The 12,332-nt window shown below is 71.2% G+C and carries 8 protein-coding genes and 1 pseudogene; 8 read left to right on the top strand and 1 reads right to left on the bottom strand.

Annotated elements, in window-relative coordinates; all coding sequences use genetic code 11:
* The first annotated feature begins 156 nt into the window (after nt 1-156).
* From KQY30_RS00775 to KQY30_RS00760, 4 genes and pseudogenes are all read left to right on the top strand, one after another.
* Nucleotides 157-2,598 (top strand): glycoside hydrolase N-terminal domain-containing protein, encoded by a 2,442-nt coding sequence (locus tag KQY30_RS00775; RefSeq protein ID WP_254406856.1) that lies wholly within the window; start codon nt 157-159, stop codon nt 2,596-2,598.
* A 47-nt stretch (nt 2,599-2,645) separates the two neighbouring features.
* Nucleotides 2,646-3,830, top strand: a complete 1,185-nt coding sequence (locus tag KQY30_RS00770; protein ID WP_254407505.1) for an SGNH/GDSL hydrolase family protein — start codon at nt 2,646-2,648, stop codon at nt 3,828-3,830.
* 185 nt (nt 3,831-4,015) lie between these two features.
* Nucleotides 4,016-6,202 carry a beta-glucosidase BglX gene (gene bglX, locus KQY30_RS00765; protein ID WP_217305077.1) on the top strand — a complete coding sequence of 729 codons (2,187 nt, stop codon included), beginning with the start codon at nt 4,016-4,018 and terminating at the stop codon, nt 6,200-6,202.
* A gap of 250 nt (nt 6,203-6,452) precedes the next feature.
* Nucleotides 6,453-6,740 (top strand): annotated as a pseudogene (locus tag KQY30_RS00760) (alpha-L-rhamnosidase C-terminal domain-containing protein); the annotation flags it as partial.
* A 57-nt stretch (nt 6,741-6,797) separates the two neighbouring features.
* Here the strand turns inward: KQY30_RS00760 and KQY30_RS00755 are convergent.
* On the bottom strand, nt 6,798-8,105 hold the full coding sequence (locus tag KQY30_RS00755; RefSeq protein WP_217305076.1) for a nucleotidyl transferase AbiEii/AbiGii toxin family protein: 1,308 nt from the start codon (nt 8,103-8,105) through the stop codon (nt 6,798-6,800).
* Between the two features lie 262 nt (nt 8,106-8,367).
* Here KQY30_RS00755 and KQY30_RS00750 point away from each other — a divergent pair, with 262 nt between their 5' ends.
* The 4 genes from KQY30_RS00750 to KQY30_RS00735 all read left to right on the top strand — a co-directional run bounded on the left by KQY30_RS00750 (nt 8,368) and on the right by KQY30_RS00735 (nt 12,275).
* On the top strand, nt 8,368-9,636 hold the full coding sequence (locus KQY30_RS00750; RefSeq protein WP_217305075.1) for an ATP-binding protein: 1,269 nt from the start codon (nt 8,368-8,370) through the stop codon (nt 9,634-9,636).
* A gap of 133 nt (nt 9,637-9,769) precedes the next feature.
* The gene (locus KQY30_RS00745) at nt 9,770-10,279 is read left to right on the top strand and encodes a hypothetical protein (protein WP_217305074.1); all 510 of its coding nucleotides are present in this window, start codon (nt 9,770-9,772) and stop codon (nt 10,277-10,279) included.
* Between the two features lie 46 nt (nt 10,280-10,325).
* Entirely contained in the window at nt 10,326-10,709 is a 384-nt protein-coding gene (locus KQY30_RS00740; protein WP_254406854.1) for an MmcQ/YjbR family DNA-binding protein, read from the top strand.
* A gap of 291 nt (nt 10,710-11,000) precedes the next feature.
* Complete coding sequence (locus KQY30_RS00735) at nt 11,001-12,275, top strand: SUKH-4 family immunity protein (RefSeq protein ID WP_217305072.1); 1,275 nt, start codon at nt 11,001-11,003, stop codon at nt 12,273-12,275.
* Nucleotides 12,276-12,332: the final 57 nt, after the last annotated feature.

Genomic DNA, 12,332 nt, shown 5'->3' with positions numbered 1-12,332 from the left:
CCGAACACCGGTGCGGGGCCCTGCTACCACGGGCCCCGCACCGGCCCCCTCCTCGCCCCTCGGCTCCCCGCACCGGTCCCCGCCCCGCGCCGGCGGACCCGCACCCGTATGCCCGCACCGACCGCACCGCACCGCCCTTCCGGAATGGAGTGCACCGTGGACGACCAGCACACCGACACACCCCCCGCGCCGGCCCCGGACTCGCCCCGCCGCCCGAGCCGGCGACAGGTCCTCTCCCTCGCCGCCGTGGCCGGCGCCTTCACCGCCCTCGGCGGCCTCCCCGCCTTCGCGGCCTCCCCGCCCGTGACCCGGCAGACCACGTCCCCGCTGCTTCCCGAGGCATCGGCCACCAGATTCCGGTACCAGTCCCCGGCCTCGGACACGAACATGATCGAGCAGGGCCTGCCCGTGGGCAACGGCCGCCTCGGCGCCCTCGCCGGCAACGATCCCTCCCGCGAGGTGCTCCTCGTCACCGACGCCACCCTGTGGACCGGTGGTCTCAACGGCACGCTCGACGCGGACGGCCAATTCCCCTACGGGCGGCAGGACTTCGGTTCGTTCACCCTCCTCGGCCGGCTGACCGTCGAACTGCCGGACCACGACCTGTCGTCCATCTCGTCCTACCGGCGCGACCTCGACATCAGCCAGGGCGTGGTCTCGTCCTCGTACCGGCTCTCCGGAGTGACCTACGAGCGCCGGATCTTCGCCAGCCACCCCGACGACGCCATTGTCGTGCACTTCTCGCAGAAGGGCGGCGGGCGGTACACCGGCTCCGTGAACCTCGCCGGTACCCACGGCGAGGAGACCACGGCGGACCGCGCCCGCACGTACGCCTCGTTCAACGGCGCCTTCCCGGACGGCGGGCTGCGCTACGGCGCCGCGGTGACCGCGTACAGCAGCACCGGCAGGGTGACGGTCGACGGTACGCGGATCACCTTCGCCGGCTGCCAGGAGCTGACGGTCGTCGTCAGCGGAGGCACCGACTACGCCCCCGACGCGGCCACCGGCTACCGCGACCGCGACCTCGATCCCGAGCGGCTGGCCAGGACCAAGGTCCTCGCGGCGGCCCGTCACTCGGCCACCACCCTGCTGCACAGCCATGTCGCCGACCACCGCGAGCTGTTCGAGCGGATGGACGTCTCGCTCGGCGAGTCGTCGGCCCTCCAGCGCGGCCTGGACACCTGGGAGAGGGTCACGGCACGCCACACCGACGGCGAGGCGGACCCCGAACTCGAAGCGGCCTACCTCCAGTTCGGCCGCTATCTGATGATCGCCGGATCCCGGGACAGTCTCCCGGTCGCTCTCCAGGGGCTGTGGCTGGACGGCAACGACCCGGACTGGATGGGCGACTACCACACCGACATCAACATCCAGATGAACTACTGGATGGCCGACCGGGCAGGCCTGTCCGGCCTGTTCGACGCCTTCGCCGACTACTGCCTGGCACAGCTTCCGTCCTGGACCAGGCTCACCCACGACCTCTTCAACGACCCGCGCAACCGGTTCCGCAACTCCACCGGCAGGATCGGGGGCTGGGCCGTCTCCTTCTCCACCAACGTCCATGGCGGCAACGGCTGGTGGTGGCACCCCGGCGGCAACGCCTGGCTGGCCAACTCCCTCTACGAGCACTACGAGTTCACCCAGGACACGGCGTATCTCGCCAAGATCTACCCGCTGCTCAAGGGCGCCGTCGAGTTCTGGGAGGCGCGGCTGATCACCACGACCGTCACGGACGCGGCGACCGGCGAGAGCCGCGAGGTGCTCATCGACGACAAGGACTGGTCGCCCGAGCACGGCCCGCAGGACGCCAAGGGCATGACCTACGCGCAGGAACTCGTCTGGGCGCTCTTCGGGAACTTCCGCACCGCCGCCGCCGTCCTCGGCAAGGACGCCGCGCACAGCGCGGCCGTCGGCGCCCTCCGGGACCGGCTGTACCTCCCCGAGGTCAGCCCCACGACGGGCTGGCTCCAGGAGTGGATGTCGCCCGACAACCTCGGCGAGACGACCCACCGCCATCTCTCCCCGCTCATCGGGCTCTTCCCCGGGGACCGTATCCGCCCCGACGCCTCCACCCCCGAGGAGATCGTCGACGGCGCGGCCGCCCTGCTGACCGCGCGCGGGATGAACAGCTTCGGCTGGGCCAACGCCTGGCGCAGCCTGTGCTGGGCGCGACTCAAGGACGCGGACAAGGCGTACCAGCTCGTCGTTACCAACCTCAGGCCCTCCGTCGGCGGCACCAACGGCACGGCGCCGAACCTCTTCGACATCTACGAGGTCGAGAAGGGCCGGGGCATCTTCCAGATCGAGTCCAACTTCGGCACCGCCGCCGCCATGATCGAGATGCTGGTCTACTCACGGCCCGGCCATGTCGAGCTGCTGCCCGCACTGCCCGCGGCCTGGGCGGACTCCGGCCACATCACGGGAGTCGGGGTACGCGGCGGCTTCGTCGTCGATCTGAGCTGGCGGGACGGCAAGGTCACCGAGGCCCGGCTGCGCAGCGTCGGCGGACGCACCACCACGGTGTCGTACGGCGGGACGACCCGGCAGGTCAGCCTCCGGCCGGGCGGCTCCGTCACGCTGCGGAACCTCGACCGGTGAGGCCGCGCCGGTTCTCACCCCGGGGCCTGAGCGCGGCGGGCACCGTCGTGGCGCTGCTGGCCGTGTTCTGCGCACCCGCGACCGCGGCCGCCACGCCCGCCACGCCCGCCGCGGCCCAGGCACCCCGGCACCAGGTCGTCACCTGGGGCGCCAGTGCGGACCGGCAGGGCGAGGCGCCCCGCGACCGGAGCTACCGGATGGTGCTGCGCACCAGCGTCGGCGGCACCGGCACCCGGGTCCGGCTGTCCAACGCCTTCGGCGACCGGCCGGTGACTTTCGGCAGTCTCTACGTCGGGAAGCGCGAGGAGGGCGCGCGGGTCGTAGCCGGTACCAACCGCCCGCTCACCTTCGGCGGCGCGGGGTCGGTCACGGTCGCGCCGGGCGAGAGCGCGGTCAGCGACCCGCTGCCCGGCCGGCTGGCCGCGCAGAGCGACCTGGCCGTCAGTTTCCATGTGCTCAGCGCGGGCGGTCCCTCGACCGGCCACGGCATGGCCATGCAGACCTCCTACGCGACCGCGGGTGACCACGCCGCGGAGGAGAGCGCCGACAACTGGACCGACCGGACCGGGTCCTGGTACTACCTCGACGCGGTGAGCGTGGAGACGGACAGGAACACGGGCACCGTGGTCACCCTGGGCGACTCGATCACCGACGGCTGGGCGTCCAGCAGTGACGAGAACCGCCGGTGGCCCGACTATCTCGCCCGCCGGCTCCAGGCCACGGTGGGCACGAGCGTCAAGGGAGTCGCCAACGAAGGGATCTCCGGCAACAAGGTGCTGGCCGACGGCGCGGGACAGAGCGCGCTCGGACGCCTCCGGCGCGATGTGCTCTCCCAGCCCGGCGTCCGTACGGTCTTCCTGTTCGAGGGCATCAACGACATCAAGGCCCACACCGGGGTGACGGCCGCAGATCTGATCGCCGGCTACCGCGAGATCATCGGCCGCGCGCACGCGGCGGGCCTCTGTGTCGTAGGCGCGACCGTCCTGCCGTTCAAGGGCTGGCCCGAATTCGATCCCGCAGGAGAGGCCGTACGCCAGGAGGTCAACGCCTTCATCAGGACCGGCGGAGAACTCGACGCGGTCGCCGACTTCGACAAGGCGCTGCGCAGCCCGTACGACCAGGAGCGGCTGCTTCCGGTCTTCGACGGCGGCGACCATGTCCATCCCAACGACAAGGGCATGCAGGCCATGGCCGACACCGTCGACCTGAAGAGTCTGGACTGCGACCGCTGAGCGAAGACCAGCGGCGTCGCGATCCGCGGCGCGAAAACGCTCCGGGCGAGGACGCTCCGGGCAAAGGCCCTCTCCTGCCACCGGGCGCTTCTCCCGTATGATCCACCGGCTCCGCTTCCCCCGGCCCACCACGGGCCGGGGGAAGCGGCCATGACCCGAATCCACCCGTACGAGGGAGCGCTCCCATGACCGGCGCCACCACCACGGCACCGTACGCATCCGAGATCGAGGACCTCCTCGGCCGCATGACGGCCGAGGAGAAGCTCGGCCAGCTTCAGCAGCTCTCCTGGACCGGCGACACCGGGCCCGGCGAGGGGCAGACCCACGAGGTGGAGACCGCGGCGCGGCGCGGGCTGCTCGGCTCCGTTCTCAATGTCGCGGGCCCCCGGCACACCAACTACCTTCAGCGCATCGCCGTTGAGGAGTCCCGGCTCGGCATTCCTCTGCTGTTCGGCCTCGACATCATCCACGGCTACTGGACGACCTTCCCCATTCCGCTCGCCCAGGCCGCGAGCTTCGACCCCGGGGTGGCGGCGCGGGACGCGGAGGTGTCGGCCCGGGAGGCGCGCTCGAACGGACTGCACTGGACCTTCGCGCCCATGATGGACGTCACCCATGAGCCGCGCTGGGGACGGATCGCGGAGAGCGGGGGCGAGGACCCGTATCTCAACGCCCTGTTCGCGGCGGCCAAGGTACGGGCGTACCAGGGCGACGATCTCGCCGCCCCCGACCGGCTCGCCGCCTGCGCCAAGCACTTCGCCGCGTACGGCGGAGCCGAGGGCGGGCGCGACTACAACACCGTCGACGTCTCCGAGGCACGGCTGCGCAATCTCTATCTGCCGCCGTTCAAGGCCGCCGTCGACGCGGGCGTGGCCACGGTGATGGCGGCGTTCAACACCATCAGCGGCGTCCCGGCGCACGCCAACCCGCACACCCTGACCGCCATCCTCAAGGAGGAGTGGGGCTTCGACGGGTTCGTCGTCAGCGACTGGACCGGTGTCCATGAACTGATCGCGCACGGCTTCGCCGCCGACGGCGCGGAAGCCGGCCGGCTGTCCCTGAACGCCGGGGTCGACATGGAGATGGTCTCCACCCATCTCGCCGAGCACGGACCGCGGTTGCTCACCGAGGGCCGTATCAGCGAGAAGCGGCTGGACGACGCGGTCGCCCGGATCCTGCGGCTGAAGTTCCGGCTCGGGCTCTTCGACCGGCCGTACGTGGACGAGGGCGCCGCGGTCACCGGGCCGACCGGCGAGGCACGTGCGGCGGCGCGGGAGACGGCGGCGCGCTGCATGGTGCTGCTGAAGAACGACGGGGGAGTGCTGCCGCTGGACCCGGGAACCGGAACGCTCGCGGTCGTCGGCCCGTTCGCGGACTCCACCGATCTGCTGGGTACGTGGATCGCGCCCGGGGCCGCGGACTTCCCCGCCGTCACCGTGCTCGACGCCGTCCGCGAGGCGGCGCCCACCGCCCGGGTGACGCACGCCCGGGGAGTGGTCGCCGAAGGGCACGACACCGGGGGCATCCCGGAAGCCGTCGCCCTGGCCCGGGACGCCGACCTGACGGTCGTGGTGGTGGGCGAACCGGCCGCCATCACCGGCGAGGCCGCCACCCGCGCCGACATCGCGCTCCCCGGCGCGCAGCGGGACCTCGTCGCGGCCGTCGCCGCCACCGGGCGCCCCTTCGTTGTCGTCCTCGTCAACGGCCGCCCCCTGACCACCGACGAGTGGCTCGACTCGGCGCCCGCCGTACTGGAGGCCTGGCACCCGGGCATCGAGGCCGGACACGCGATCGCCGACGTACTTTTCGGCACGGTCAACCCGGGCGGCAAGCTGCCGGTGACCTTCCCGCGTACGGCAGGACAGATCCCCGTCTACTACAACCACGAGAACACCGGACGCCCCTACCGGCCAGGACACCCCGACGAGAAGTACGTCTCCCGCTATCTGGACCTCGACGAGGGCCCGCGGTTCGTCTTCGGCCACGGCCTGAGCTACACCACCTTCAGCGTGGGCGCCCCGAGTCTGAGCACCGACCGGATCGAGGCCGGGGCACTGCGCGCGGGCGCCACGGTCGAGGCGGCGGTGACCGTGCACAACACCGGTGACCGCACCGGCGACGAGGTGGTCCAGCTCTACGTGCACGATGTGGTGGCCGGCCAGGTGCAGCCGGTCCGCAGGCTGCGCGGCTTCCGGCGCGTGACCCTCGCCCCTGGCGAGTCCACCATCGTCCGCTTCCCGCTCGGCGCCGAGGACCTCGGATTCTGGGAGGGCACGAGCGAGCCGCGCTTCACGGTCGAACCGGGCGACTTCCACATCTACGCGGGCAACAGCGCCCTGGCCGAGGAGAAGCGGACACTGACCGTCATCTGATCTGAAAGGTTTCAATCCCACTCGGCGCAGAGCCTTGACGCGACGCACGGGGCTCTCTGGCTTCCGTTCCAGTTTCGCGGCAGTGAAACGATTCATCGAGTCGTAGTCGAGTCGAAACGGAACCGAGTGTGATCAGCAGAAGACGACTGCTCAGCACCACCGCCACCGCCCTCGGGACAGCCCTCGCCGCCGGAACCGTACCGGCGGCGAGGGCCGCGGACGGGAGCCGGCCCACCCCGTCGCACCGGGCGCGCCCGGCTTCCGCCATGTCGTCGTCCGGCCGCGCCCCGGATGCGGGGTGACGGAGTGCCAGGCCCGCTTCGACTCCCCGTACGGCCCCATCGGCACGGAGTGGACGACAGGCTCCGGCGGCTTCCGGCTCGCCGTCTCCCTGCCCGCCAACACCACCGCGGAGGTGTGGATACCGGCCGGCTCCGCGAGAGACGTGAGCCATGGCCGCGCTCGGTTCCGGCGTATGGAGGACGGCTGCGCCGCCTTCACCGCCGGCTCCGGCACCCACCGTTTCGCCACCGGATAGCAGGCCCGTCCACCGCCTCGGGTCCTGTCCGGGACCCGGGGCGGTGGACGGCGGGCGTCAGCGCAGCCGGTCGAGGGCCCGGGCGTGCCACTGGGGGTGGTCACGGAAGCCACGCCAGCCGTCGGGGGCGGCCAGCACCGCCGTCAGCGCGTCCTCCGGGCCGAGAGTCCCTGGACCCGCCAGCTCCCGCAGGATCACAACGGCCGTCGCCAGACCGTCCAGGCCGCCCGCCGAGAAATGCCGCAGAGCGGCGGCCCGGTCGGTCATGGCCCCGGACGGCGACGCCGTACGGGTCGCCTCCACCAGCGGTTCCAGCCACCGGGCCCACCGGCTGTAAGTGTTTTCACCGGCCGGTTCCGCGACCGCGAAGAACGGCTCCAGCGCTCGGCCCAGCCGGTCCGCATACGTCCGGGCACTGCCCTCGATCCATGGATGGTCCGCGGTGAAGTGCTCCCAGCCGACCTCCGCGTACAGCGGTTCCAGCCACCACCGTCCGGCGGGCCGCAGCCCCTCATAGCCACCGAGCACGAACGCGTCGCGCACCAACTCGTACTCCGGCGTGGTGCGTTCGGCCAGCAGCACTGCGTCGTACAGGTCCTTGCCCTGCGGATACGCGTCGCTGACCAGCCACAGCAGCTTCCAGGCCAGCGAGAGACCGGGCGAGGCGGCGAGCAGACGGCACCCGGGGCCGTCCCCGAGCGGCCGCAGTTCGGCCGGCTCGGCCGGGGCGGGCAGCAACTCGTTGAAGACCAGGTCGAGTTGGACCGTACCCCCGGGGATCCCGGGAGCCGACCACGGCAGCAGCATCCGGCGGCCGGGAACGCGCTCGTAGGTCCAGATGTCCTCGGTGACCATTCCGGCCGCGTCGATCACGGCCCGGTCGCCCCGGGTACGCGCCAGAGCCGCCGCGTCCCGGGCGATCCTCTCGAACAGCCCGGCCGTACGCGGCTCGTCCATCGCCCAGTCCCGCGGTACGACGACAAAGTCAAGATCGCCCGGGTCACGGGCCCGCTCCCCGAACCAGGTGGCCATCAGCACACTGCCGCGCAGCACGAGATGGTCCGCCCAGGGGCCCTCGGCGATCGCCGCGAGCACCAGGTCCAGTACGGTGCGCCGCGCCCGGTGCCAGACCCGGCCCGTCTCCTCGTCCGGGAAGCGCGGCTCGCCCGCCCGGTAGGCGTTGGCGAACTGCTTCAGCGCGGGGTCGAAGACCGCGGGCCGGTCCATCCCGTCCGGTGTCGGCAGCAGGGTGCGCGGCAGATCCCACCGCTGCCGTGCCGCCTCGTCGAGAGGAGCGTGCGGCACGGTCGGCGAACCGCGCCAGAGCCGTGCCCAGGAATCGGGCTCGTCGGAGAAGGACGTCATCGTAAGGCCCCGGTGGTCGAAGGCGGCGGTGTGCGGAGTGCGGTGGCGGTGTGCAGCGGCGGTGTGCGGTGGGCGGTGGCTGTGTGCACGGATCACACTGGCAGTCCGCTCGACCGGTGGCCAGAGAATACCGGTCCGGCCACGCCCGTCACCCGGCGGAGCCGGGGCCAGACAAACAGTGGTTTTTCCGGTCAGGACAGGCGGTTCCGGCAGGCAGGGCCGATGATGGAAGGCCAGGCAGGCGATAGGTAGAGGCTGGCCCATGGCCGTGTGGCACGTACGGGACTTCGCCCCGGACGATCTGGAAGCGGTGGTGCGCCTCGACGCGGAGAGCGCCACCACCGACCGGCCCCCGGTCTTCGGTCTCTCCGAGGTCGTCGCGGCGCTCCAGGCGCACCACCCCAGCGTGGTCGCCCTGGCCGACGACCACCTCGTCGGCGCGGCGGTCGGCCGGATCGACGGCGAACGGGCCTGGGTGCTGCGTATCGGTCTGCACCCGGCCTGGCGGAACCTCGGCCTGGGCACCGCGCTCCTCGCGGCCCTGGAACACCGCCTCCAGGGCGCCGGCGCCAAGACCATGGCGGCGGTCCTCCGCGAGGAGGAGACCGGCGCGACCGCGCTCGTCAACTCCGGCTTCCGCGCCCACCGCGGCCTGACCTACTTCGAGAAGGCGCAGCCGGTGACCGCCCAGGACTCCGCCATCCTCTCCTCGCTCGGCGCGATCGTGCCCGAGGCCGGGCTATGGGAGAAGCTCAGCGGGATGGCCGACGAGAAACAGCTCATCGAACGGCGCCTCGTACTGCCGCTGGCCAACCCCGAACTCGCCGACCAGCACGGCGTCGAACCCCCCAGGGCCGTCGTGCTGTTCGGCCCGCCGGGTACTGGCAAGAGCACCTTCGCCGCCGCGGTGGCCAGCCGCCTGGGCTGGCCCTTCGTCGAACTCTTCCCGTCCCGGCTCGCACTGGAGGACGGACTGGCCAACGGACTCGGCCGCCGCTTCGACGAGATAGCCCAGCTCGACCATGTACTGGTCTTCATCGACGAGGTGGAGGAGGTCGCCGGCGCGCGCAATCTCGCCGATCCGGTCTCCGTCGGCGTGGTCAACGAACTCCTCAAGTCGATCGTCCGCTTCCGCGACCACGACGGACGGCTGCTCATCTGCGCCACCAACACCGTCGCCGCCCTCGATCCGGCCTTTCTGCGCCATGGCCGCTTCGACTACGTCCTGCCGGTCGGGCCGCCCGACCAGGAGGCCCGCAAGGCCCTGTGGTCCAGCTACATAGCCAAGGCCGGAGCCCGCGTCGACACCGAGATGCTCGCCGACGCCAGCGACGGATTCACCCCCGCCGACATCAAGCAGGCCGCCCGTACCGTCGCCCAGAGCGTCTTCGAGCGCACCCTCGACTACGGCGAGCGGGCCGTGCCGACCACCGAGGACTATCTCCGCACCATCCGCCGCACCCGCCCCACCGTCACCAATGACATGGCCCTGGAGTTCGCGGACCACACCATCCGCTACGGCCGGACCTGAGCCCTCCCACCATCGCACCTCTGCCGTGCCGATCCCGTCCCTCTTTCGAGGGATATGCCTGGGGCATGAGGCATTGCCAGAATCGTCGCGCCCCAGTGGTACGACAACGAGTGGTACGAGAAGGAGAGCCCTCATGAAGATCACCGGACCCCTGTCCGTCCTCGGTACGGCCGCTCTGATCGGCTCGGTCCTGCTCACCGCCGGCGTGTCCGACGCCGCGCCGGCGAAGTGGGCCAGGCACAGCGACGCGGCGGCCGAGTTCAGGAGAGCGGGCATCACCTCGGTCTCCAGCGGCGGCTGTACGAACTGGAACCAGAGCAACTGCACCTCGTTCACGAACATCAACAAGGCGACCGTCGCCGGAGCGATTGCCTTCAAGAAGGCGAGCCGCTGCAAGGTCGTCATCACCGGCGGCACCGAGAGGGGACACGCGGCCGGTACGTACAGCCACCGGAACGGCTACAAGGTCGACATGTCCCGGAGCGGGCCCGTCGCCAAATGCCTCGACTCCTACATCACCGGCACATTCAAGTACGCCGGAAAGCGCGGCGACGGCGCCAGGATGTACAAGTCCCCGGCGGGCAATGTCTACGCCAACGAGCACAACCACTGGGATGTCACCTACTTCAAGGCCAGGGCCTGACGACCGGGGCCTGACCAGCCCGGTCCGCCGTCCTACCATGGTGCCCGTGACCGCGATCGATACCGATATTGATTCCGACGACGTCCGCCGGATCGCACTGGCGCTCCCCGAGACCGTGGAGAAGGAAGCGTGGAGCATGCCCACCTTCCGCGTCGCCGGGAAGATGTTCATCACGGTTCCGGACGATCAGACATCGTTCGCCGTACGGTGCCCCAGGCACGAGCGGACGGAGCTGATCGCGGCGGAGCCGGAGAAGTTCTGGGTGCCGCCGCACGAGGCGAGTTCCGCGTGGGTACGGGTACGGCTCGGCGCCCTGGAGGACCTGGAGGAGCTGCGCGACATCCTCGTGGACTCCTGGCAGCAGGCCGCTGCTGACCGCCTGCTGGAGGCGTACCCCGACCTGCGGGTGCGGACGGATCCCCGCGCCTGACGGGCCCTGACGGGCAGCGATCGCGGCGGGCGCAACAAGGCACACAAAGACACACAAGAACGCCCCCTCCGTCGGAGGGGGCGTAACACTGCTCGACTTCGTCAGCTTCACTCGACAACGTCAGCTCAACCACGTCAGACGGTGCTGACGGCGGGATTTGTACCCGCGATCTGGAACGACTATAGCCCCTCGCGACAGCGCTTGGGGACGGGAACCGCCGACACGCCGGGAAATCCGTCGTCGTATGCTCCCCCGCGAGACGATGGGGCGGCGGATGCGGGGCGGCGGATCATGACTGAGGGTCAGACAGACGGCACGGAGGCGGGCACGGAGCGGCTGGCGCGCCTCCTGAACGAGGCCTTCGGGGCGGATCAGGTGGTACGGGTCGATCCGGAGCGCCTGCATCCGGCGATCACGCACGAGCCGACGCGGGCCTTTCTCACCGGCACCGGCCTGATGCGCCGGGCGGGACTCCTCCGGCTCACCCCGGACCCCGAGGGCGGCGCACGCCAGGTGTCCGACCTGTTCCCGGACGACGCCGAGGAGGCCGAGGACACGAAGGAGTTCGTGGTGCTCGGCAGGTTCGTGGCGGAGGAGCGGAACGAACACGCCGAGCAGGTCGAGGACGACGAGCACGACTCGTACGAGGAGTACATCGTCCTGGACGGTCGCACCGGCCGTATCCACGCCCTCGACGACCCGTCCGACAGCCGGCTGCTCGCCTCCGGCCTGCACTCCTTCACGCTCTTCGCACTCGCCCTCGAATGGCTGCGCACCGGCCGCGAGATCTTCGAGGAGCCCGCCGGACGGTACGGTTCCGAGGCCGTGGCCGAGTCGACCGAGACACTGCTCGGCCTGATGAGGGACCACGATCCCGCGCTGCTCGGCACCGAGTACGAAGACATGGAAGTGTCCCCCTTCTGGCGGCTGTCCTTCCTGCTGAGCCCGTTGACCCGGATCGCCGCGCCGGGCGGGCAGGACGGGCTCGCGCTCGCCCTGCCGGAGGGGCTGCTGGAGAAGGGGTACGGCGCCGACGCGGTGGTGCGGTTCGCCGACGAGGACCTCCCTTCGGCACTCACCCATGAGCCCACCCGGGCCTTCCTCCGCGACACGGGCCTGGTCCGCGAGTGCGTCTGGGTCTCCCTGGACGATGGCCCGCTGCGGACACTGGCCGAGCACCACGCGGCCAAGCGGGACGACGAGACGTACGGCGCTCCGGCGCCCGGCGCCGAGGGCCTGATCCGTATCGGCTATCTCGTGGAGGACATCGACCTGGTCATCGACGGCGCGACCGGCCGGGTGCGGGGCTGGTTCATCCCGGACGCCCGGCTCCAGTCCGTCAACGCCGATGTCTCCACGCTCGCGTTCACCCAGTGGCTGATCGCCCGGGTGAGGGCCTTTGACCGCGAGCACGGGATCACCGACGACTACCCCAATCTGGCCGCCACGACCACCGCCGTCCTCGCCGCCGTCGACCCGGTCGCCCGCTCGGGCGACGACGGCGACATCTGGCAGTACTGGCCGGAGGTCTTCCCCGACGAGGCCGGCGGCGGCCTGTACGCCTGAGCGTCCCCACCGCGCGAACACGCTCATTGCTCGCGGCAAGGTGTGCTTCGTCGTGCA

Origin of the sequence: Streptomyces sp. GMY02 (assembly GCF_019056675.1) — a bacterium.
Lineage (GTDB): Bacteria > Actinomycetota > Actinomycetes > Streptomycetales > Streptomycetaceae > Streptomyces > Streptomyces odonnellii.
The sequence above is the reverse complement of the archived record's forward strand: the minus strand, read 5'-3'. Positions and strand labels throughout refer to the sequence as shown.